This window comes from Pseudomonas sp. FP2254, from assembly GCF_030687695.1.
Lineage (GTDB): Bacteria > Pseudomonadota > Gammaproteobacteria > Pseudomonadales > Pseudomonadaceae > Aquipseudomonas > Aquipseudomonas quebecensis.
Genome location: NZ_CP117444.1, coordinates 5,320,625 through 5,343,401 on the forward strand (window position 1 = coordinate 5,320,625; position 22,777 = coordinate 5,343,401).

22 protein-coding genes are annotated in these 22,777 nt (G+C 59.9%); 9 read left to right on the top strand and 13 right to left on the bottom strand.

The genetic code is table 11. The features are described 5' to 3' along the window. Positions 1–28: 28 nt before the first annotated feature. Entirely contained in the window at positions 29–1,387 is a 1,359-nt protein-coding gene (locus PSH94_RS24580; RefSeq protein WP_181076427.1) for a glutamine synthetase family protein, read from the bottom strand. A gap of 608 nt (positions 1,388–1,995) precedes the next feature. Between PSH94_RS24580 and PSH94_RS24585 the strand changes: the two genes are divergently transcribed. Together PSH94_RS24585 and PSH94_RS24590 are read left to right on the top strand one after the other, a co-directional pair. Then, the gene (locus tag PSH94_RS24585; protein WP_034101359.1) at positions 1,996–3,372 is read left to right on the top strand and encodes a glutamine synthetase family protein; all 1,377 of its coding nucleotides are present in this window, start codon (positions 1,996–1,998) and stop codon (positions 3,370–3,372) included. 222 nt (positions 3,373–3,594) lie between these two features. Further along, entirely contained in the window at positions 3,595–4,218 is a 624-nt protein-coding gene (locus PSH94_RS24590; RefSeq protein ID WP_181076426.1) for a TetR/AcrR family transcriptional regulator, read from the top strand. Between the two features lie 120 nt (positions 4,219–4,338). Here the strand turns inward: PSH94_RS24590 and PSH94_RS24595 are convergent, their stop codons facing one another. From PSH94_RS24595 to argE, 10 genes are all read right to left on the bottom strand, one after another. Further along, a complete protein-coding gene (locus PSH94_RS24595; RefSeq protein WP_003176783.1) occupies positions 4,339–4,554 on the bottom strand; it encodes a molybdopterin-binding protein in 216 nt (71 codons plus the stop codon). A 28-nt stretch (positions 4,555–4,582) separates the two neighbouring features. Then, entirely contained in the window at positions 4,583–5,389 is an 807-nt protein-coding gene (gene ssuB, locus PSH94_RS24600) for an aliphatic sulfonates ABC transporter ATP-binding protein (RefSeq protein ID WP_253509740.1), read from the bottom strand. Then, the gene (gene ssuC / locus PSH94_RS24605; RefSeq protein ID WP_181076424.1) at positions 5,386–6,174 is read right to left on the bottom strand and encodes an aliphatic sulfonate ABC transporter permease SsuC; all 789 of its coding nucleotides are present in this window, start codon (positions 6,172–6,174) and stop codon (positions 5,386–5,388) included. Before ssuC ends, ssuB begins: the two co-directional genes overlap by 4 nt. 9 nt (positions 6,175–6,183) lie before the next feature. After that, positions 6,184–7,332, bottom strand: a complete 1,149-nt coding sequence (gene ssuD, locus PSH94_RS24610) for an FMNH2-dependent alkanesulfonate monooxygenase (protein ID WP_181076423.1) — start codon at positions 7,330–7,332, stop codon at positions 6,184–6,186. A 25-nt stretch (positions 7,333–7,357) separates the two neighbouring features. Then, entirely contained in the window at positions 7,358–8,326 is a 969-nt protein-coding gene (locus PSH94_RS24615; protein ID WP_181076422.1) for a sulfonate ABC transporter substrate-binding protein, read from the bottom strand. 95 nt (positions 8,327–8,421) lie between these two features. Further along, the gene (gene ssuE, locus PSH94_RS24620; RefSeq protein ID WP_181076421.1) at positions 8,422–9,015 is read right to left on the bottom strand and encodes an NADPH-dependent FMN reductase; all 594 of its coding nucleotides are present in this window, start codon (positions 9,013–9,015) and stop codon (positions 8,422–8,424) included. 256 nt (positions 9,016–9,271) lie between these two features. After that, positions 9,272–9,910, bottom strand: coding sequence for a peroxiredoxin (locus PSH94_RS24625; RefSeq protein ID WP_181076420.1), 639 nt, complete (start codon positions 9,908–9,910; stop codon positions 9,272–9,274). A 270-nt stretch (positions 9,911–10,180) separates the two neighbouring features. Next, a complete protein-coding gene (locus tag PSH94_RS24630) occupies positions 10,181–11,551 on the bottom strand; it encodes an OprD family porin (protein WP_034139726.1) in 1,371 nt (456 codons plus the stop codon). A 620-nt stretch (positions 11,552–12,171) separates the two neighbouring features. Then, positions 12,172–13,473 carry an amino-acid N-acetyltransferase gene (gene argA / locus PSH94_RS24635; RefSeq protein WP_034101368.1) on the bottom strand — a complete coding sequence of 434 codons (1,302 nt, stop codon included), beginning with the start codon at positions 13,471–13,473 and terminating at the stop codon, positions 12,172–12,174. Positions 13,474–13,608: 135 nt separating this feature from the next. Beyond that, complete coding sequence (gene argE, locus PSH94_RS24640) at positions 13,609–14,757, bottom strand: acetylornithine deacetylase (protein WP_266247352.1); 1,149 nt, start codon at positions 14,755–14,757, stop codon at positions 13,609–13,611. A 158-nt stretch (positions 14,758–14,915) separates the two neighbouring features. Between argE and PSH94_RS24645 the strand changes: the two genes are divergently transcribed. Continuing rightward, a complete protein-coding gene (locus PSH94_RS24645) occupies positions 14,916–16,283 on the top strand; it encodes an inorganic triphosphatase (RefSeq protein WP_305435957.1) in 1,368 nt (455 codons plus the stop codon). A gap of 172 nt (positions 16,284–16,455) precedes the next feature. Here PSH94_RS24645 and PSH94_RS24650 read toward each other — a convergent pair whose 3' ends face one another. Then, positions 16,456–16,926: an Lrp/AsnC family transcriptional regulator gene (locus tag PSH94_RS24650; RefSeq protein ID WP_305435958.1), complete on the bottom strand. Its 471-nt coding sequence runs from the start codon at positions 16,924–16,926 to the stop codon at positions 16,456–16,458. Between the two features lie 126 nt (positions 16,927–17,052). Here PSH94_RS24650 and PSH94_RS24655 point away from each other — a divergent pair, with 126 nt between their 5' ends. From PSH94_RS24655 to PSH94_RS24680, 6 genes are all read left to right on the top strand, one after another. Next, positions 17,053–17,391: a hypothetical protein gene (locus tag PSH94_RS24655; protein WP_305435959.1), complete on the top strand. Its 339-nt coding sequence runs from the start codon at positions 17,053–17,055 to the stop codon at positions 17,389–17,391. Between the two features lie 82 nt (positions 17,392–17,473). Continuing rightward, the gene (locus tag PSH94_RS24660) at positions 17,474–19,138 is read left to right on the top strand and encodes a GspE/PulE family protein (RefSeq protein ID WP_266247376.1); all 1,665 of its coding nucleotides are present in this window, start codon (positions 17,474–17,476) and stop codon (positions 19,136–19,138) included. Between the two features lie 92 nt (positions 19,139–19,230). After that, positions 19,231–20,151 (top strand): SPFH domain-containing protein, encoded by a 921-nt coding sequence (locus PSH94_RS24665; protein ID WP_305435960.1) that lies wholly within the window; start codon positions 19,231–19,233, stop codon positions 20,149–20,151. 10 nt (positions 20,152–20,161) lie between these two features. Beyond that, complete coding sequence (locus PSH94_RS24670) at positions 20,162–20,608, top strand: NfeD family protein (protein WP_266247379.1); 447 nt, start codon at positions 20,162–20,164, stop codon at positions 20,606–20,608. 69 nt (positions 20,609–20,677) lie between these two features. Further along, complete coding sequence (locus tag PSH94_RS24675) at positions 20,678–20,992, top strand: DUF2388 domain-containing protein (RefSeq protein WP_003176799.1); 315 nt, start codon at positions 20,678–20,680, stop codon at positions 20,990–20,992. Positions 20,993–21,154: 162 nt separating this feature from the next. Then, entirely contained in the window at positions 21,155–22,297 is a 1,143-nt protein-coding gene (locus PSH94_RS24680; RefSeq protein ID WP_305435961.1) for a DegT/DnrJ/EryC1/StrS aminotransferase family protein, read from the top strand. Positions 22,298–22,352: 55 nt separating this feature from the next. Here the strand turns inward: PSH94_RS24680 and gcvH are convergent, their stop codons facing one another. Continuing rightward, positions 22,353–22,736 (bottom strand): glycine cleavage system protein GcvH, encoded by a 384-nt coding sequence (gene gcvH, locus PSH94_RS24685; protein ID WP_181076409.1) that lies wholly within the window; start codon positions 22,734–22,736, stop codon positions 22,353–22,355. Positions 22,737–22,777 lie beyond the last annotated feature (41 nt).

A 22,777-nucleotide genomic window follows, 5' to 3' on the forward strand; every position in this document is an offset into this window, starting at 1 on the left:
GCGCGGGTTGCCCCGCGCGCCCGGCGCATCAGACGGCGAAGAGCAGGAATTCCCGCTCCCACGAACTGATGACGCGCTTGAAGTTTTCATGCTCGGCCCGCTTGACCGCGACGTAGCCTGTGATGAATTTGTGCCCCAGGTATTTCTCGATGGTCTTGCTGTTTTCCATGCGTTCCAGGGCGTCTTCGATGGTCAACGGCAGGCGCAGGTTGCGCCGCTCGTAACCACGGCCTACCACGGGAGCGCTCGGCTTATGGCCTTCGACCATGCCGATGTAGCCGCATAACAGGCTGGCCGCAATCGCCAGGTACGGGTTGGCATCGGCGCCCGGCAGGCGGTTTTCCACACGACGGTTCTGCGGGCCGGCGTCCGGGACGCGCAGGCCCACGGTACGGTTTTCTTCGCCCCATTCCACGTTCACCGGCGCCGACGTATCGGGCAGGAAGCGGCGGAACGAGTTCACATTGGGTGCAAACAATGGCAGCAACTCAGGGATGAATTTCTGCAGGCCACCGATGTGGTTGAGAAACAGCTCGCTCATGGTCCCGTCTTCATTGGAGAAGACGTTCTTGCCGGTGGCGATGTCGATGATGCTCTGGTGCAGGTGCATGGCGCTGCCGGGCTCACCGGTCATCGGCTTGGCCATGAAGGTGGCGGCCACGTCGTGCTTGAGTGCGGCTTCACGCATGGTGCGCTTGAACACCAGGATCTGGTCGGCCAGGGACAGCGCATCGCCATGACGGAAGTTGATTTCCATCTGCGCCGTGCCGTCTTCATGAATGAGGGTATCGAGGTCCAGTTCCTGCAGCTCGCACCAGTCGTAGACGTCTTCGAACAGCGGGTCGAATTCGTTGGCCGCTTCTATAGAGAAGGACTGGCGACCGGTTTCCGGGCGACCGGAACGACCGATCGGCGGTTGCAGCGGAAAGTCCGGGTCTTCGCAGCGCTTGGTCAGGTAGAACTCCATCTCCGGCGCCACGATGGGCTGCCAGCCTTTGTCGGCGTAGAGCTTGAGGACTTTCTTGAGCACGTTGCGCGGCGACAGCTCGATGGGGTTGCCTTGCTTGTCGTAGGTATCGTGGATCACCTGGGCGGTGGGCTCGATGGCCCAGGGCACCAGGAATACCGCGTTCTGGTCGGGGCGGCAGATCATGTCGATATCGGCCGGGTCGAGCAGTTCGTAATAGATGTCGTCTTCGACATAGTCGCCGGTCACGGTCTGCAGCAGAACGCTCTCGGGCAGGCGCATGCCTTTTTCGGCAATGAACTTGTTGGTCGGCGAGATTTTGCCCCGGGTGATACCGGTGAGGTCGCCAATCATGCATTCGACTTCTGTGATCTTGTGGTCTTTCAACCAATCGGTGAGCTGGTCGAGGTTGTTACTCATAAATGCCTCTGGGCTGGGTTTCCTGGCATCCATTAAAGGCCAGGCGTTGGTTGACGCAGCATCCGCGTCGTTTCTTCACTCAGGGTAGGAGCTTACCTGCCATTTGGAGCGCAGATGCATTCCTCACGCCAAACTTGTGCAGAATCATGAGCGGCACCCAGGGTCGGCGCCCTTCAGGGGCGAAGGCGAGGTGAGTGAAGGGGGGAAAAAGAGGTCGGCCGAGGCGTCAAGAATATTGGCCGGGGCATGGGCATTCACGCAGGAAGAACGAACAGATGACAAAGCCTGTGTGAAGCAGGCCGAGACGCCGATTGGCGGCAGGCGAGACATGAAGCACCCCGGTATTATTGCTGTTATGGGTTTGAATCGAGCTTAGCCTTGTTCATTTTTTTACACAACACCCCCGTAAAAAATACAACACGGCCCGCTCAAGCCTGCGGTACCCAAGCCGGTCAAAGCGAAAAAAACGCCCCGAAAAGCCCCAAAAAAGCCGTCACGGCGCTTTTTTAGGGCAAAAAAGGCCTCGCTTGACTTCGGCATGCCGTTCGGGTTGACTGAAACCAGAAAAGATCAATGATTGATATTTTTAACAACAAAGGTGTTGCATCATGTCGGTACCCCCGCGTGCCGTTCAGCTTAACGAAGCGAACGCGTTCCTTAAGGATCATCCTGAGGTTCTGTACGTAGACCTTCTAATTGCGGATATGAATGGTGTGGTGCGCGGCAAGCGCATCGAACGCACCAGCCTCCACAAGGTTTACGAGAAGGGCATTAACCTGCCTGCCTCTTTATTTGCTCTGGATATCAACGGCTCGACGGTGGAAAGCACCGGCCTGGGTCTGGACATCGGCGATGCTGACCGAATCTGTTATCCAATCCCCGACACCCTGTGCAATGAACCTTGGCAAAAGCGCCCTACCGCGCAGTTGCTGATGACCATGCACGAACTGGAAGGTGAACCTTTCTTCGCCGATCCGCGCGAAGTACTACGCCAGGTTGTCAGCAAATTCGACGACCTCGGTCTGACCATCTGCGCTGCCTTCGAGCTTGAGTTCTACCTGATCGATCAGGAGAACGTGAACGGCCGACCACAACCGCCCCGCTCGCCGATCTCCGGCAAACGCCCGCACTCGACACAGGTCTACCTGATCGACGACCTCGACGAATACGTCGACTGCCTCCAGGACATTCTGGAAGGTGCCAAAGAGCAAGGCATCCCGGCCGACGCCATCGTCAAGGAAAGTGCCCCGGCGCAGTTCGAAGTGAACCTGCACCACGTGGCCGACCCGATCAAGGCCTGCGACTACGCGGTACTGCTCAAGCGCCTGATCAAGAACATCGCCTACGACCATGAGATGGACACCACCTTCATGGCCAAGCCTTACCCAGGCCAGGCAGGCAACGGTTTGCACGTACACATTTCGATCCTGGACAAGGACGGCAAGAACATCTTTGCCAGCGAGGATCCCGAGCAGAACGCCGCATTGCGTCACGCGATCGGCGGTGTGCTGGAGACCCTACCCGCCCAGATGGCGTTCCTGTGCCCCAACGTCAACTCCTACCGCCGCTTCGGCGCACAGTTCTACGTGCCGAACTCGCCGTGCTGGGGTCTGGATAACCGTACCGTGGCGATTCGCGTACCGACCGGCTCGGCCGATGCGGTGCGTATCGAACACCGCGTAGCGGGTGCCGACGCCAACCCTTACCTGCTGATGGCTTCGGTCCTGGCAGGCGTGCACCACGGCCTGACCAACAAGATCGAGCCTGGCGCACCGGTGGAAGGCAACAGCTACGAGCAGAACGAGCAGAGCCTGCCGAACAACCTGCGCGATGCCCTGCGCGAGTTGGACGACAGCGAGGTGATGGCCAAGTACATCGATCCGAAGTACATCGACATCTTCGTCGCCTGCAAGGAAAGTGAGCTGGAAGAGTTCGAACACTCCATCTCCGACCTTGAGTACAACTGGTACCTGCATACCGTGTAAGCGGTTGCGGCGATAAAAAAACGCCACAGGCTTTGGGTCTGTGGCGTTTTTTTATGGGTCTGTTCTGAGAGACCGGGTCGGTCTTATCGGGGGCAAGCCCACTCCCACATTTTGACCTGTGAATGCTTTCAGAATGTGGGAGGGGGCTTGCCCCCGATAGCTGCCTGGCAGACAACACAGATTCCTGCTCCTACAATGCCCGCTGCCTTGTAGGAGACTTCCATGACCGCTACCGCCCCTCGCAAACCCCGCGCCCGCAGCCAGGCCCGGATCGATGCGATTCTGGACGCCGCCCGCACCCTGCTGGCCGCCGAAGGGGTGGCAGGTTTGTCGATCTACAGCGTGGCCGAACGCGCGCAGATTCCTCCGTCGTCGGTGTATCACTTTTTCGCCGGTGTGCCGGCGCTGCTGGAGGCTTTGACGGCCGATGTGCATGGGGCGTTTCGCGCGGCGATTCAGGCCCCCATCGACCATGAATGCCTCAAGCAATGGCGCGACCTGTCCTGCATTGTCGAGCAACGTATGCTCACCATCTACGACCAGGACGCCGCCGCGCGCCAGTTGATCCTGGCGCAGCATGGCCTCACCGAAGTGACCCAGGCCGACCGCCAGCATGATCTGGAACTGGGCGATCTGATGTTCAAGGTCTTCAACCGCCATTTCGAGCTGCCGACACTGCCCAGCGATGTGGATGTGTTCGCCCTGGCGCTGGAGTTGAGCGACCGCGTGTATGCGCGCTCGGTGCATCAGCATGGGCTGATCACGCCGCGCATGGCCGAGGAAGGGATGCGCGTGTTCGATGCGTATGTAGGGTTGTATTTGCCGGTTTACCTGCCCAAGCGTTGAGCCTTGTGTTGGTTGGGGCGGCCTCATCGGGGGCAAGCCCCCTCCCACATTTGAATGTGTTTACAGATCAAACTGTGGGAGGGGGCTTGCCCCCGATGGCAGCCTCAAGAGCGACGCGAATTACAACTTGGCAATCGACACCTCAGTGGACTTCACAAAGGCAATCACTTCACTACCAATCACCAGCTCCAACTCTTTGACCGAGCGAGTGGTGATCACCGAAGTGACGATACCGGAGGCGGTCTGCACGTCGATTTCCGACAGCACGTCGCCGACCACGATTTCCTTGATGGTGCCTTTGAACTGGTTACGCACGTTGATGGCTTTAATAGTCATGGTGTTCTTCCTTCGTGGGACAAGTGAGTTATTGCGCCCAACGCAGTTGCGTCGGCAACGGTGAAACAGGTTCGGGTTCGGGCGGCGTGCCGGGCAGCGACAGCACACGGTTGAGCACTTCGGCTTCCAACGCCGCAAGGCGATGAGAGCCACGCGCCCGCGGGCGCGGCAGGTCGACGATCAGGTCCAGGCCTATTTCGCCGTCTTCGATCAGGATCACCCGGTCGGCAATCGCCACGGCTTCGCTGACGTCATGGGTAACCAGCAGCACGGTGAAGCCATGTTTTTGCCAGAGGTTTTCGATCAGTTGCTGCATCTCGATGCGCGTCAGGGCATCCAGCGCACCCAACGGCTCATCGAGCAGCAACAGACGTGGTTGGTGGATCAGCGCGCGGGCCAGCGCCACGCGTTGCTTCTGGCCACCGGACAATGCCGCCGGCCATTCATTGGCGCGTTCGGCCAGGCCCACCGCGCCCAGGGCCTCCAAGGCCTTGGGCCGCCAGTCGCCCTTGAGGCCCAGGCCCACGTTGTCGATGATTTTTTTCCACGGCAGCAGGCGCGCTTCCTGAAACATCAACCGCGTGTCTTCAATCGCTTCACTCAGCGGCGCGGAACCGGCCAGCAGCTCGCCGCCACTGGGCTTGTCCAGACCCGCCAGCAGGCGCAGCAAAGTACTTTTACCGCAACCACTGCGGCCGACCACAGCCACGAACTGGCCCGCGGGGATGTGCAGGTCAATCTCTTTAAGCACGTGCCGAGCGCCAAACGATTTGCGCAATTTGCGCACCGCCAGGGGGATGCCCTTGAGCAGGCGCGGAGGTTGTTGGGCCGTCATACCGCACCGCCTTTATTCACTTGATACGCCGGGTGCCAGCGCAGCCACACACGTTCCAGGCCACGCGCCGCCAGGTCGGCGAGCTTGCCGAGGACCGCGTACATCACGATGGCCAGCACCACCACGTCGGTCTGCAGGAACTCACGGGCGTTCATTGCCAGGTAACCGATGCCGGAACTGGCGGAGATGGTTTCTGCCACGATCAGCGTCAGCCACATGAAGCCCAGGGCAAAGCGCACGCCCACCAGGATCGACGGCAACGCGCCGGGCAGGATCACCTGCCGGAACAGACTGAAACCGGACAAGCCGTAGCTGCGCGACATCTCTACCAGCGCCGGGTCGACGTTGCGGATGCCGTGGTAGGTGTTCAGGTAGATCGGAAACAGCGTGCCGAGGGCCACCAGGAAGATCTTCGCCGTCTCGTCAATGCCGAACCACAGGATTACCAGCGGGATCAGCGCCAGGTGCGGCACGTTGCGGATCATCTGCACCGAGCTGTCGAGCAGGCGCTCGCCCCACGTCGAAAGCCCCGTGATAAAGCCCAGCGCGAGGCCGATAGCGCCGCCGATCACAAAGCCCAGGCCCGCGCGCCAGCCGCTGATGGCCAGGTGTGTCCAGATTTCGCCGCTGCGCACCAGGTTGACCCCGGCCTCGATCACCGCGCTCGGCGCCGGCAGGATGCGCGTCGACAACCAACCCGCCGACACCGACAACTGCCACACCGCCAGCAACAGCACCGGCAGCACCCAGGGCGCCACGCGATGGCTCACTTTTTCAATACTCATGGCGCCGCCTCAGCTCTGTGACGCAGCTTTGGGGAGGATATCGTTAGCGACCATTTCACCGAACGGGCTGACGTAGCCGGCGCTTTTCGGCGCTTCGGGCCGTTCGATATCCAGGTGCGGGAACAGCAGTTCCGCTACGCGGTATGACTCTTCCAGGTGCGGATAACCGGAGAAAATAAAGGTATCGATGCCCAGGGCCGCGTACTCCTTCACACGTTCGGCCACGGTTGGGCCATCGCCCACCAGCGCCGTGCCCGCGCCGCCACGCACCAGACCGACACCCGCCCATAGGTTGGGGCTGACTTCGAGATTGTCGCGGTTGCCGCCATGCAAGGCGGCCATGCGTTGCTGGCCGACGGAATCGAAACGCGCCAACGAGGCCTGGGCGCGGGCGATGGTGTCGTCGTCCAGATGGGAGATGAGCTTGTCGGCGGCTCTCCAGGCCTCGTCATTGGTTTCGCGCACGATCACATGCAGACGAATGCCGAAGCGCACGGTGCGCCCGAGTTTGGCGGCCTTGGCGCGCACTTGTTCGATTTTCTCGGCGACGGCAGCCGGCGGCTCGCCCCAGGTCAGCACCATCTCCACTTGCTCGGCCGCCAGGTCCTGGGCCGCCTCCGACGAACCGCCGAAGTACAGCGGTGGTCGTGGCTGCTGGATCGGCGGATAAAGCAATTTTGCGCCTTTGACGCTGATGTGCTGGCCGTCGTAATCCACGGTTTCGCCTTCGAGCACGCGGCGCCAGATGCGGGTGAACTCCACCGACGCCTGGTAGCGCTCTTCGTGACTGAGAAACAGGCCATCGCCGGCCAGTTCTTCAGGGTCGCCACCGGTCACCAGATTGAATAACGCCCGCCCGCCGGATAAGCGATCCAGGGTCGCAGCCTGACGCGCGGCCACCGTCGGGGAAATGATCCCAGGGCGCAGCGCTACCAGGAATTTCAGGCGCTGGGTCACCGGGATCAGCGAAGCGGCCACCAGCCACGAGTCTTCGCAGGAGCGCCCGGTGGGGATCAGCACCCCGCCAAAACCCAGACGATCTGCCGCCTGGGCCACTTGCTGCAGATAGCCGTGATCGACGGCGCGCGCGCCTTCGGCGGTGCCAAGGTAATGGCCGTCACCGTGGGTAGGCAGGAACCAGAAAATATTGAGGCTCATGGAGTTGTCTCCTGAAGAAGTCGGATTACGGCGCGTTAGCCACCGCGGCAGGTGGCGTCCAGATCACGTCCTTGATGCTCAAGGGCTTGGGGATCAATTTGAGTTGGTAGAAGCTGTCGGCGATCTTCTGCTGGGCCGCGATCACCTGCGGGGTCAGAAACAGCGCACCGTAGCCTTGGCGTTTGACCGAGGTAAGGGTGATGTCCGCCGGCAGGCCGAGCAGCGGCGCAACTTGATCGGTGACTTCCTGCGGGTTGGCCTTGGACCACTCACCCACGGCACGCACTTCTTCCACCAGCGCCTTGATCACGTCGGGGTGCTGTTCGGCGTAGGGTTTGGTCGCCAGGTAGAACTGATGGTTGTCGGCAATACCGGTACCGTCACGCAGGGTGCGCGCCTGCAGTTGTTTCTCGGCGGCGGCCTGATACGGGTCCCAGATCACCCACGCATCCACACTGCCCCGCTCGAACGCGGCGCGGGCATCGGCGGGCGGCAGGAATACGGTCTGCACGTCGGTGTATTTCAGGCCGGCCTCCTCCAGGGCGCGCACCAGCAGGTAGTGCACGTTGGAGCCTTTGTTGAGCACGATTTTCTTGCCCTTGAGCTCGGCGACCGATTTGATCGGTGAGTCTTTGGGCACCAGGATCGCTTCACTGCTCGGCGCCGGCGGCTCGTAGGCCACGTAGAGCAGATCGGCACCTGCAGCCTGGGCGAAGACCGGCGGGGTTTCGCCGGTCACACCGAAGTCGATGGAGCCGACATTCAGCCCTTCGAGCAACTGCGGGCCGCCGGGAAACTCAGTCCACTGCACCTGCACGCCTTGGGCGGCCAGGCGTTTTTCCAGGGTGCCCTTGGCCTTGAGCAGGACCAGGGTGCCGTATTTCTGATAGCCGATCCGCAGGGGCTCGGCGGCGTGAGCTTGAACAATGGCGCCGAAGGACACAGCCGCAGCAAACAGTGCGACCAGACCGCGACGCAAGATGACAGTGCGCATGGCGCTCTCTCCAAAATGCGATGAGGGGTTTTGGCTGCACCTGCTTGGCCGTTGGCGGCTGAGTAAGGTGAGTGTTTCCAGGTTTCAGGTGAGGCTTAAATGCTCCAGCGAGCACTCAACAAACGTTCATTTAACACATGCGGATCAAGCGGTTTTGGGCGACGGGCCATCGCGCTGTAAAGCGTGTCCAGCGCCTCGTGCAACCGCTGCTCGAGCACCGGCACCAATTGCGCCTGGGCGTTGCCTTCGCCATAGGCGATCTGGCTGTCTTCGGCAAAAATACCGTGGAGCAATTCCTGGGCCTTGAGCGCCGACAGCACCGGCTTCAACGCGTAGTCCACCGCCAGCATGTGCGCGATGCTGCCGCCAGTGGCCATCGGCAGCACCACCTTGTGGGCCAGGGCCCGTTCGGGCAGCAGGTCTAGCACGGTTTTCAACGCACCGGAGAAGGAGGCTTTGTACACCGGCGTGGCGATCACCAGGCCGTCGGCATTGGCTACCTGCTCCAGCAGGTCGATGACCTTGGGGCTGTCGAACCGCGCGTGCAGCAGGTCTTCAGCCGGGAAGTCCCGTATCTGGTAACTCACTACTTCCACGCCTTTGTGTTGCAGCCACTGACGGGTTTTTTCCAGCAAGACCCCGGAGCGGGAGCGCTGGCTGGGACTGCCTCCTAGTGTTACGACCAACATGCAGGAATTCCTTGAGCAGGTGTCGGCGGTTCGCTGTGTGGCGATGGCGCCAAGATGGAACAGACCTTATCAGCTGATTCATATATCTATAAATCTTATTTTTTCATTTGTTTATTCCATAAAAACATATAGGCCCTATCAATCGCCAGGCGAAAAAAAAGGCCGTGGAAACGGCCTGAAAACCCCTGCTTTGATTCAGTTACAGATGCGGTGCATCGACGGTGGGAGGGGGGTTGCCCCCGAGGCGATATCCGCGTTAACGATTGGGCTGCGGGGTAAGCCGCAGGTACGGCTTCACTGCGCGATAGCCTTTTGGAAAGCGTTTCTTGATCTCGTCTTCGTCCTTGAGCGACGGCACGATCACCACTTCATCACCGTCCTGCCAGTTGGCGGGGGTGGCGACCTTGTGGTTGTCGGTCAGCTGCAGCGAGTCGATTACCCGCAGGATTTCATGGAAGTTGCGCCCGGTACTGGCCGGGTACGTGATGGTCAGGCGAATCTTTTTGTTCGGGTCGATGACAAACAACGAGCGCACGGTGAGGGTGTCGCTGGCATTGGGGTGGATCAAATCGTAGAGGTCCGAGACCTTGCGGTCGGCGTCGGCCAGGATCGGGAAGTTGACGGTGGTGTGCTGGGTTTCGTTGATGTCTTCGATCCACTTGTGGTGTGAGTCCACCGGGTCGACCGACAGCGCGATGGCTTTGACGCCGCGCTGGGCGAACTCGTCCTTGAGCTTGGCGGTAAACCCCAGCTCGGTGGTGCATACCGGCGTGAAGTCGGCCGGGTGGGAAAACAACACACCCCAGCTATCGCCCAGCCACTCGTGGAAACGAATCTTGCCGGCGCTGGAATCCTGCTCGAAGTCGGGGGCGATATCGCCCAGTCTTAGGCTCATGGTGTGGCTCCTGATGAGTGCTTATGGAGGCCACTGTGCATGGGTTGTGAATATTTTAAAAAGAATAAATATCGATTTATCTAGACGATAAAGGAATATTAAAAATCGTTCATTGGACGCTGAACCGGGCGCAGGGCACCATCGGTTTCAAGGTTCGAGAAGGCCTTGAGACGCTGTAAAAGAGGGGTTCAGGAAGGGCTTACGGGGGTGAGCCCGACTTGAAAGGCAACACACCTTGCCCGGCGTTGCGCCGGGCAAGGTTTTACGCAGTTACTTGAACGCGTAGGTGTAGCTGACGATTACACGGTTTTCGTCCTGGTCGCGCGCGGCGGCAACATCGTTGCGCCACATAGCGTTTTTCCAGGCCACGCCGACGTTCTTGAACGGGCCTTCCGGCACCACGTAGGCAACAGTGATATCGCGCTCCCACTCGGACTGGCCGGTGAACTCTGCACGGCTACCGTTAACGGTGTCGATGTCAGTACCTTTGAGGTACACGACGCCCGCTGTCAGGCCAGGCACGCCGACCTTGGCGAAGTCATACGCGTAGCGAGCCTGCCAGGTGCGCTCGCCGGCACGGGCGAACTTGGCGATCTGCATGTCGGTGGTGATGTAAGCCGACGAACCGTCGCCCTGGTTCAGCCAAGGGAAGTCGCTGCTACCGTTGCTGACCTGATAACCACCACCGAAGGTGTGACCACCCAGGGTGTACAGGAACAGGCCGCTGTACAGGTTGTTATCGACCTTGCCGCGACCGGAGTTCACGCCGCTGTAGTTGCCCGAGGAGAAATAGGCCGACTCGTTGCCGTTCTTGCCGTCATCGGTGCTGTGGAAGTAGCGCAGGTCGGATTTCAACACGCCCGGGCCGATTGCCCAGTTGTGAGTCAGACCCAGGAAGTGCTGCTTGTAGAAGTCTTCCAGATTGCCGTAGTAGTACTGGGCAGTCAGGTCCTTGGTGATCTTGTAGTCACCACCGGCGTAGTAGAACTTGTTGCTGTCACGCCAGTTGGCGCCACGGGAGTTGGCACCGGAGATCGACAGGTTGTCGACGTTGCTGGAGTTACGACCTTTGGCTTTTTCGATCTGACCGGCAACCAGAGTCAAATCCTTGATGTCGTTGGTGGTGATCTGGCCACCCTGGAAGGTCTGCGGCAGCAGACGACCGTCGTTGGTCACGATGACCGGCAGCTTGGGCTGCAGAGTCCCCAGCTTCAGTTCGGTCTGGGAAATCTTGGCCTTGGCGGTCAGGCCCAGGCTCGAGTAGTTATCAACGGCTTCGCCGTTGGACTTGCTCGGGAACACAGTGCCACCGTAGGAAGAGGCAGTAGCACCGTTGGTGCCGCCACCGGAATCCAGGCGAACGCCCAGCAGGCCGATAGCATCAAGACCGAAGCCTACGGTGCCTTGGGTGTAACCGGAGATGAAACGCAGGTCGAAGCCTTGGCCCCATTCTTCCTGCTTGCTTTGAACACCGGCGCGCTTGTTGGCAGCAGAGCCAGCAGCCGAATCACGGTTGTCGGTGTTGATGTAAAAGTTACGCAGACCCAGGGTTACTTTACTGTCATCGATGAAACCAGCAGCGCCTGCTTGCTGAGCGATTGCGCCCAGGGCTACAGCCAGTGCCAAGGTGGACTTCTTCATGTACCGCTCCTCTCGTTTCTAATTTTTGTAGTTCTTAGGTCTCGGGTCTGACGCCCTCGATCCACAGATGCGCGATTAGCGCCAGATAGTGACTACCAAGTCAATCGTAACCTAGTGTGTCTACTACCTTCGTCTAACCACCGTTGATTTGGTCCCTGCAGGGTAATGAGTTTTTCATACACCCAAAAAGAATTGTTTCATTCTTTTTCATACAATTTCGGAATAAGCCATTACGTAGATCGGGCAGGTCAGGATAGACGAACCTCCCTAAAAGCTAATTCCTAAAGGGTATTTGTTTTCCACTTTTTAGATCATCGAATGCAGGTCTAAAGCCGCATACGTCACGTACGATCAAAAAAGCGACGCCATGATGGCCAAACGCATATCCTCCCGTCAATTTGTTACAGTTTTTGTATCGGAATAGTTTCTTTTGATGACAAGCCTGCCAAGGCTCATAGGCCGATGCCCCTCCCGTCACGCGCTCTATCCCTGCTCGCGCTCAGCGTATCGGCCTGATTCAACGGTTCTGAAGGGGGTGGTGTCGTTTGCCGGAGCACAAACAGGACGGGGAACAGGAAAAGGGTAGGAGCGCGTTCGCTCCTACCTTGGGAGAGGATTAGCTAGAGGGCCTTTTCGAAAATCTTCGAATTACGCTGGTAGTTGTACAACGAGGCGCGGGCGGACGGCAGGCGATCGACGCTGCTCGGCACAAAGCCCCGTTCACGAAACCAGTGGGCGGTGCGAGTGGTGAGCACGAACAAGGTCTTCAAACCCTGCGCCCGGGCCCGGGTTTCGATGCGCTCAAGCAGCTCATCACCGCGCCCGCCGTGGCGGTACTCGGGGTTCACCGCCAGGCACGCCAGCTCACCGGCATCCGAATCGGCGATCTGATACAGCGCCGCGCAGGCGATGATCATGCCTTCGCGCTCCACCACGCTGAACTGCTCTATTTCACGCTCCAGCACTTCCCGCGAACGACGCACCAGAATGCCCTGCTCTTCCAACGGGCTGATCAAATCGAGCAAGCCGCCGACGTCTTCAATCGCCGCCTCGCGTACCAGTTCGAATTGCTCCTGAGCCACCAGCGTACCGCCACCGTCTCGGGTGAACAGCTCGGTGAGCAACGCGCCATCTTCGGCATAGCTGACGATATGGCTGCGCCCTACCCCGCCCCGACAAGCCTGCGCCGCTGCGTCGAGCAACTCGGCCTGGTAGTTGCTGCTGCCCAGACGCTGCAAATGCGCCGGCACTTGCTGCGGGCGCAACTCACGCACCAGGCGCCCATGTTCGTCGATCAATCCAAGATCGGCACCGAACAGCAGCAACTTATCCGCCCCCAGGTCGATGGCGGCGCGGGTAGCGACATCTTCACAGGCCAGGTTGAAGATCTCCCCGGTCGGCGAGTAACCCAGCGGCGAGAGCAATACGATCGAGCGCTCGTCGAGCAGCCGATTGATGCCCTTGCGGTCGACCCGGCGCACTTCGCCGGTATGGTGGTAGTCCACGCCTTCGAGCACGCCGATGGGACGCGCGGTCACCAGGTTGCCGCTGGCCACGCGCAGGCGCGAGCCCTGCATGGGCGATGAGGCCATGTCCATCGACAGGCGCGCTTCGATGGCGATACGCAGATGACCGACCGCATCGATCACGCACTCCAGGGTGGCGGCATCGGTGATGCGCATACCTTCGTGGTATGCCGGGGTAAGGCCGCGCGCTTCAAGGCGCGCTTCGATCTGTGGGCGCGAACCGTGCACCAGCACCAGACGCACGCCCAGGCTGTGGAGCAGCACCAGGTCGTGGACGATATTGCCGAAGTTGGGATGGTCCACACCGTCGCCAGGCAACATGACCACAAAGGTGCAGTCACGATGGGCATTGATGTAAGGGGAAGCATGACGAAGCCAATTGACGTATTCGGGCATAACACCTGGGCCTGTAATAAAAAGCAGCCAAAAAAGGATGAATCGTGAAAGCGCACGGCGGGCTGATGGTTATCGTCGGAACAGGCTTGGCGACACGCTCACTCTCCTTCTATGTACGAACAGGCAGGGGTTAATTTATGCAGGTTTGAGGCAGTAATGTTCGATCAATCCGCGCAATAGACGCACTGTAGGCGTCAAGCGTGACATTTCGAGGTATTCGCCCGGCTGGTGCGCACAGGCGATATCGCCAGGGCCGAGCACCAGGGTTTCACAACCAAGGCGCTGAAGATAAGGCGCTTCGGTGCCGAACGCTACTGCTTCGGCACGATGACCGGTCAAACGTTCCGCGACCCGCACCAGCTCGGCGTCTTCCGGCTGCTCGAATGGCGGCACGGCGGGGAACAGCGGCGCATAGTCGATCTTGACCTGATGGCGCTCGGCCAGGGGTTGGAGCTTCTGCCGGATGGCGTTGCGCAACACCTCAGGGTCCATGCCGGGCAGGGGTCGCAGGTCGAACTCCAGGGAGCACTGGCCACAGATGCGGTTGGGGTTGTCACCGCCGTGGATACAGCCGAAGTTCAGGGTCGGTTGCGGCACGCTGAATTGCGCGTTGCGGTATTCGCGCTGCCAGGCCAGGCGCAGGCCGCGCAATTCACCGATGGCATCGTGCATGGCCTCGAGGGCGCTGTGACCGAGACTGGGGTCCGAAGAATGACCGCTGCGACCGAGGATGTCGATGCGCTCCATCATCACGCCTTTATGCAGGCGGATCGGCTTGAGACCGGTCGGCTCGCCGATCACCGCTGCGCGACCCAGGGGGCGACCGGCTTCGGCCAGCGCTCGCGCACCGGACATGGAGCTTTCTTCATCGCAGGTGGCGAGGATCAGCAATGGCTGCCTGAACGGTTGATCCAGCAGTGGCAACACAGCCTCAATGATCAGAGCGAAAAAGCCCTTCATGTCGCAACTGCCCAGTCCTACCCAGCGGCCGTCAACTTCTGTCAGCGTGAGCGGGTCGGTTTTCCACAACGCGGGGTCATATGGCACGGTGTCGCTATGACCGGCCAGCACCAGGCCGCCGGGGCCGCTGCCGAAACTGGCAAGCAGGTTGAATTTGCCGGGGCTGACGGTCTGGATGTCGATGGCGAAACCCAGGTCGCCCAGCCAGCCGGCAAGCAGATCGATTACCGGGCGGTTGGTCTGATCCAGGGACGCCTGGGTGCAACTGACCGACGGCGCGGCGATCAACGCGGCGAACTGCTCTTTCATGGACGGCAACGGCATACACGGTCTCCCCACTTCCCGGATGAGCCTCACTATAGAGGCATCTGCACGACACAATAAACCGTTGCGGCGCGTTGCCGGGCTCAGTCCTGTACACTGCACGACCTTGGCAGCCACTCTTTTCCCCGGCTGCGCTCCCGATCCTGGATTTTCCGGCCATGCAGAAAGAAACCGAAATCAAGCTCCGCGTCAGCCGCGAAACACTCGCCGCGCTGCGTGAGCACCCGCTACTGAAAAAACGCAACAAAAGTGGCTGGGAACGCCGTGAGTTGATGAACCAGTATTTCGATACCCCCGAGCGCGACCTGGCTCAGGCCAAAGTCGCCCTGCGTCTGCGCAAGGACGGTGACGACATCATTCAGACCCTCAAGACCCGCGGCCAGAGCGTCGCCGGCTTGTCGGAACGCAATGAGTACAACTGGGACTTGCCCAAAGCCAAGCTCGACGTGAAGAAACTCGACGGCGAGTGCTGGCCCGAGCAATTGGCCGAGCTGGACAAAAAGACCCTCAAGCCAATCTTCACCACCGATTTCGTGCGCGAGCGCGCCGAAATCGCCTGGGGCCGTGGCAAGGCCAAAGTGGTGATCGAAGCCGCCCTGGACCTGGGCCACGTAGTGGTCGGCAAGCAGAAAGAAGAGATCTGTGAGCTGGAACTGGAGCTGCGCGAAGGCGAACCGGCGGCGCTGCTGGAACTGGCCGCCGAGCTGGCCGCCACCCTGGCACTGATGCCGTGTGACATCAGCAAGGCCGAGCGCGGCTATCGTCTCTACGACGCCAGCAGTTACTCCCTGAGCCTGCCGGCACCGCAGTTGCACGCCGAAATGCCCTTGGACGACGCCTTTGCCGCCATCCTGTGGCACCTGCTCGGCAGCAGCCAGCGCCTGGCTGAGCAGTACCGCTTCAATGGCCATTGGCGCCTGCTGCAGGAATGGGTCGACAACCTCGGCGAACTGCGCGCCCTGGTCGGCAGCCTCGGCCAGGCTGCGCCCCGCCAATCCACCAGCGAACTGCGCACTGCGCTGGATGCGCTGTTGGAAGACTGGCGCCCGCTGGTACAAGCCGGCGACGACGATGAAGACATCCGCAAGGCCGCGCCGGAGCAATTCGCCGAAGAATTGGACGACGTACGCTGGGGCCTGTTCTCACTCAACACCTCGCGGTGGCTGATGGCCCGCACCTGGACCGCCGACCGCAACGTGCGTGGCAACCGCCAGGGCGCCGCGCAAATCGCCAATTGGCTGCCGCGCCTGCTGGCCGACGACGCCGTCGCCTTGCAACTGCAGCGCTACCAGCAGCAGCCGGAAGACCTGGCCGAGCAACTGCCGCGCATCGAACGCATCCAGGCCTGGCTGCACCACGCCCGCCATGTGCTGGATATTCCGGAACTGGATCGTTTGTACGGCGAGCTGAACAAGCTGGCGCAACTGGCCAATCAGCCGATCACCGATGAATCGCTGGATGCGCGGATGCACCAGGCGATTGCGGTGTATCAGAACCGCGCGTGGAAGACCCTGTTGCGCCTGTAGTCAGCAAAGGCCCGATAAGCTCTACGCACATCTTGAAAGCTGAAAATAACTCCGTGGTGAGCAGACTTGCCTCGCGCTGGGCAAGCCTGCTCATTACAAGTATGCAAAACGAGCCGCTCTTGATCGTGCTGGTGTAACGCGGGATACCTCTACCTCAATAAGGCGAGGCCGGTCAGCGCAATACTGGCAGGCTGGTGGTCGATTTGATTTCAGACAGCGCCACAATCGAATTGACCTCCTGGATCCCCGGTACCATCGACAGCTTCTCGAAGAAAAACCGCTCGTACGCCTCGATATCCGACGTCACGATGCGCAGCAGGAAATCCACCGCCCCCATCAGCACGTAACACTCCAGCACTTCGGGAAAGCCGCGAATCGACTCGGTGAATTCAGTGAAGTTGGAGCGGCCGTGGGCGTTGAGTTTGACCTCGGCGAATATCTGCGTGTTAAGGCCGATTTTCTTGCGGTTCAGCAACGTCACCTGGCTGCGGATTACTCCTTCCTCCTTAAGCCGTTGAATGCGCCGCCAGCACGGCGACTGGGACAAGCCCACCTGTTCGGCAATCTGCGCGCTGGAGAGCGAAGCGTCCTCTTGCAGCAACGCTAGAATGCGTCGGTCGTAGACATCCAGTTCATTTTGCATAGAAATACCTGATTCACCGCCATTCTTGAATTGATCTCGCTTAATAGTCGGCAGTAACCCGTATCTTAGATAAGAAATCTCCGTTAACGCATGTAAAAATTTCTGCGTCGAATCTGGAGCAAGAGCATGCACACCATCGAAGCCACCCCCTCGCTTACCCGCGTCGATGCATGGGCCGCCAACAGCCCCCACTGCCGCGCCCATTACCAGATCGTTGCCGAGGCTGAACCCGATGTGTTGTGCCGGGTGCTCAACTACTATGCCCTGCAGTTTCTGACGCCGGCGCAGGTCACGGTGAGTCGAGAACAAGAGCTGCTGAATATCGAGATCGTGCTGGATGGCCTGAGCTGGCATCGGGCCCAGGTGATCGGTGAAAAGATTCGAAACCTGATCAGCGTCTGTTCGCTGGATGTATGGGCCATTGATGCCACGGGCCCCGGCGTACAGGTGGCGGTTGCCGGGTAAAAACCTGCAACACAGGCGGGCGGGAAGAAAGTCAGGGGCTGACTAGCCTGGGAGAACATCCAAGGTTGCCCAGGAACCCCTCATGGCTATTGATCACCGATTGAAGCTGCATTCGTTGCTGCCGGCCTTGCTCGAACGAGGGCTGATCTCGCCCGATATCGCGCGTCGCTTGTCGGCGCTGCCAGACGATAATGCCCAGCATCCCTTGGAACGCATCGCGGAACATGGCCCGGGCCTGGAGCTTTTGACCCAGTGGCTGGCCGAGCAGGCCGGGCAAGCCTATCTGCGCATCGACCCACTGAAGATCGATGTCGCGACAGTCGTGCCGCTGATGTCCCATACGTTTGCCCAGCGCCACGGCATCCTGGCCGTGGCCATGGATGGGCTGACGGTCACCGTCGCCAGCGCGCAGCCCTACGTGACTTGTTGGGAGGCGGGGCTGGCACAGGTGCTCAAGCGTTCGATTACCCGCGTTGTCGCCAACCCTCAGGCAATTCAACGGTATATAGGCGAGTTCTATCGACTGACGAAGTCGGTGAGCAGGGCTGATCAAAACGTCATCGGGCCTGCCCCTTTCGATCTGCTCAACCTCGGCGCCAGCGATCAGGAGCCGGACGCCAACGATGCGCACATCGTCACGATCGTCGATTGGCTTTTGCAGTACGCCTTTGCCCAGCGGGCCAGCGATATCCATATAGAGCCGTGTCGGGATCAGGGCCGGGTACGCTTTCGCATTGACGGGCTGCTGCATGATGTCTATCAATTCCCGCCCCAGGTCGCGGTGGCCGTGGTCAGCCGCCTCAAGAGCCTGGGCCGCATGAATGTGGCGGAAAAACGTAAACCCCAGGATGGTCGGGTAAAAACCAAAAGCCCGGCGGGTACCGAAATCGAGCTGCGCCTGTCGACCTTGCCCACGGCCTTCGGCGAAAAACTGGTGATGCGGATTTTCGATCCCCAGGTGCTGCTCAAGGATTTTGACCAGTTGGGCCTATCGGATGAAGACCAGCGGCGCTGGCACGCCATGACACGCCAGACCAGCGGGATCATCCTGGTCACGGGCCCTACGGGCTCCGGCAAGACCAGCACCCTCTACACCACGCTCAAACAACTGGCGACCCGAGAAATCAACCTGTGCACGGTTGAAGACCCGATCGAGATGGTGGAGCCGGCGTTCAACCAGATGCAGGTCCGGCACAATATCGACCTGACCTTTGCCAGCGGTATTCGCGCCTTGCTGCGTCAGGACCCGGACATCATCATGATCGGTGAGATCCGCGACCACGAAACCGCGGAAATGGCCATCCAGGCCGCGTTGACCGGGCATCTTGTGCTGTCCACCCTGCACACCAACGACGCGCCCAGCGCCATCAGCCGGCTGCAGGAGTTGGGCGTTGCACACTATTTGATCAAGGCCACCTTGCTTGGGGTGATGGCGCAGCGCCTGGTACGGGTGTTATGCCCCCAGTGCAAGCGCGTGGAACATGACCGCCATGAAGCCGTGGGGTGTGCGGACTGCCGCCACAGCGGCTACCACGGGCGCGCCGGGATCTACGAGATCATGGTGCTGGATGAATCGCTCAAAACGCTTATTACCCCCGAAGCCGACGTGCTGGCGCTGCGCCGTGCAGCGATAGGGCAAGGAATGTGCAGCTTGCGCATGGCTGGCATGCAGAAGGTCATGAGCGGCCACACAACGCTGGCTGAGGTGCTGCGGGTGACGCCAGCAGATTCAGTAACAAATCCCTAATGGGTAACCCCGGGAAACCGTTCTTATCGGTGACAACCCCGTTACAATCGGCCGTAAGTCGCGCCACTGACATCATCAGATAGGGAATCGCCATGCAAATCGGAACCGTACTGCTGCTTTTTGTAGGATTGGCCATCGCCATTCTGTTCATGGGCTTCAAGGTCGTGCCCCAGGGCTATCAATGGACAGTCGAGCGTTTCGGTCGCTATACCAATACTCTCAAGCCCGGCCTGAATATCATCATTCCGGTCATGGATCGCATCGGCCGCAAGATCAACGTGATGGAGAGCGTGCTGGATATCCCGCCGCAGGAAGTCATCACCGCCGACAACGCCACCGTGCAGATCGATGCCGTGTGCTTTTTCCAGGTGGTCAATACGGCCCAGGCGGCTTACGAGGTCAACAACCTCGAACATGCCATTCGTAACCTGCTGCAAACCAATATCCGTACCGTACTCGGCTCGATGGAACTCGACGCCATGCTCAGCCAACGCGACGGCATCAATGAAAAACTGCTGAAGACCGTGGACGAAGCCACCGCGCCCTGGGGCATCAAGATCACCCGCATCGAAATCAAAGACATCAGCCCGCCTGCCGACCTGATGGCCGCGATGTCCGGCCAGATGAAAGCCGAGCGGATCAAGCGCGCGCAAATTCTTGAGGCCGAAGGGTTGCGAGCATCGGCGATCCTCACCGCAGAAGGTAAAAAGCAGGCCCAGATCCTGGAAGCCGAAGGTAGCCGGCAAGCGGCATTCCTTGAATCCGAAGCCCGCGAACGTCAGGCCGAAGCGGAAGCACGGGCAACCCAAGTGGTGTCGGAGGCCATCGCCTCGGGCAACGTGCAGGCGGTCAACTACTTCGTCGCGCAAAAGTACATCGACGCCCTGGGCAAACTGGCCTCGGCCAACAACAGCAAAGTCATCCTGATGCCACTTGAAGCCAGCCAGGTGATCGGTGCGGTCGGCGGCATCGGCGAGATCGTCAAAGCAACGTTCGATAACAAAAAGGACTGAGGCCATCGCCATGTGGGATTTCCTGCTGCACCTGTCGTTTTGGGATTGGCTGGCTTTGGGCACAGTGCTGTTGATTCTTGAAGTTTTCGGCGCCGGCGGGTACCTGCTGTGGATGGGCATCGCAGCGGCTGCCGTGGGCGTAATCAAGTTTTTGGTTCCGCCGCTGGGCCTGGAATGGCAATTGCTGCTGTTTGCCGTGTTGTCGATATTGACCGCTGTTTACTGGTGGAAACGCCAACGCAGCAGCGCCAAGGCCAGCGACCAACCGGGATTGAATGAGCGCGGCTCAGAACTGGTCGGTCGCACGTTCGTGGTACACCAGGCGATTGTGGATGGGCGAGGTAAGGTGAAAGTCGGGGACGGCGTGTGGATGGTGAGCGGCCCTGATTGCCCTGTAGGCACTCAAGTGCGCGTGATTGCCCAGGAAGGCGTGGTGTTGAAGGTTGAAACTGTTTAGTCAGTGACGGAACTCGTTTGGATAAATTACGATCCAAACGTACAGATCACCCACCCGGAGTCACCCATCATGCGTCTCAAATATGCTGTCGCAACCCTCGCTGTGCTTTCCCTCCCTGTCGGTTCAGCCATGGCCGACAGTTTCTGGCGCAACGTCATCTCCTCAGGTGCTACCACCGGCTCGACGTACCTGACCTTCAAGGATCACAAGCTGGTGGTCGCCGCGCAAGACGATGCTGGTAGCTTTGTTGCGAGCGATGGCGGTATCCGTGGCCCGTATCTGGAAGCCGCAATGCAGAAAGTCCGCGCCGACAACCCAGGCCTGCAAGCCACGGATATGGAACTGGCCAACGCCATCCTCGCGAAGAATGCCGTCACCGAGTAATAGCCTCTCGCTGAAAAATGCCGCTTTTGAAGCGGCATTTTTTTGCCCGCACGGTGACGATTCATTCACAGGCGACAGGCTATATTCAGTCGAGCCGTGCCACCATGCCCGTGCTGACAAGCCTCACCACCATCGCCAATTTGAACGGATGCCATCATCGTCATGAGCCAACAGCCTTTCCTGCCGTTTTCCAAGCCCACCATCGATGAGGCCACCATCTCGGCGGTAGGCGACGTCCTGCGCTCGGGCTGGATCACCAGCGGGCCGAAGGTGCAGGCGTTCGAGGCGCAGCTGTCGGAATACTTTGGCGGCCGACCGGTGCGCACGTTCAACTCCGGCACCTGCACCATGGAGATTGCCTTGCGCATCGCCGGCATCGGGCCGGGCGATGAAGTTATCACCACGCCGATCTCCTGGGTCGCCACGGCCAACGTTATTCTGGAAGTCGGCGCCACACCGGTGTTTGCCGATATAGACCCTGTCACCCGTAGTATCGACCTGGCCCAAGTGGAAGCCGCCATCACCCCACGCACCAAGGCGATCATTCCTGTCTACCTGGCCGGCCTGCCGCTGGACATGCCAATGCTTTACGCACTGGCCAACAAGTACAACCTGCGCATCGTCGAAGACGCCGCCCAGGCGTTGGGTTCCAGCTGGGACGGCGAGCGCATTGGCGCCACCGGGGATTTCGTGTCGTTCAGTTTCCAGGCAAACAAGAACATCACCTCTTCCGAGGGCGGTTGCCTGGTGTTGAACAATGCCGAAGAGGCGCGTCTGGCCGAAAAATACCGCCTGCAAGGCGTTACGCGTACTGGCTTCGACGGCCTGGACGTGGACGTGCTGGGCGGTAAATTCAATATGACTGACATTGCCGCCGCCATTGGGCTGGGACAATTCGCTCATATCGAGCAGATCACTGCCCATCGCCAGAATCTTGCGCGTCACTACTTCAACTGTTTTGGCAGTGACTTCGAAGAAAAGTACGGCGCTCAACTGCCGCCGGCCGACTTCGAAAACAGCAACTGGCACCTGTTCCAACTCGTACTGCCGGAACGCCAGGACGGTTTGCCCGCCCGCGCCACGTTCATGGAAAAAATGCAGGCTCTGGGCGTCGGCATTGGCTACCACTACCCGCCGATCCACCTGCTGAGCCTGTATCGGGCGCAGGGATTCAAGGAAGGCATGTTCCCGGTGGCGGAAAAGGTAGGACGCTTGATCGTGTCGCTGCCGATGTTCACGGCGATGACGAAGGCGGATGTGGAGCGGTCGGTGGCGGCGGTAAAAGCAGTCTTGACGGCGAGCTGAACACTTACGGTTCAATGTGGGAGGGAGCAAGCCCGCTCCCACATAGGCCTCGCGTTTATTCGCCGATGGCGGCTTTGTAGCCGGCAGCATCCAGCAGCTTGTCCAACTCAGCCGCGCTGCTTGGCTTGAGCTTGAAGATCCAGGCACCGTATGGGTCAGAGTTCAGCAGTTCAGGGCTACCGCTCAATTCCTCATTGACGGCGATTACTTCACCTGCAATCGGGGCGTAGATATCCGAAGCCGCTTTCACAGACTCAACCACCCCAGCCTGGTCTCCTGCCCCGAACGTGGCGCCGACCTCAGCCAACTCAACAAACACCACATCTCCCAACGCTTCCTGGGCATGATCGGAAATCCCGACGGTAACAGTACCGTCAGCTTCCAGACGGGCCCATTCATGACTTTCGGCAAAACGCAGGTCGGCTGGGATATTGCTCATTGTCTGTGTCCTCAAGAAGAAATGTCAGCGGCCATTAGCCC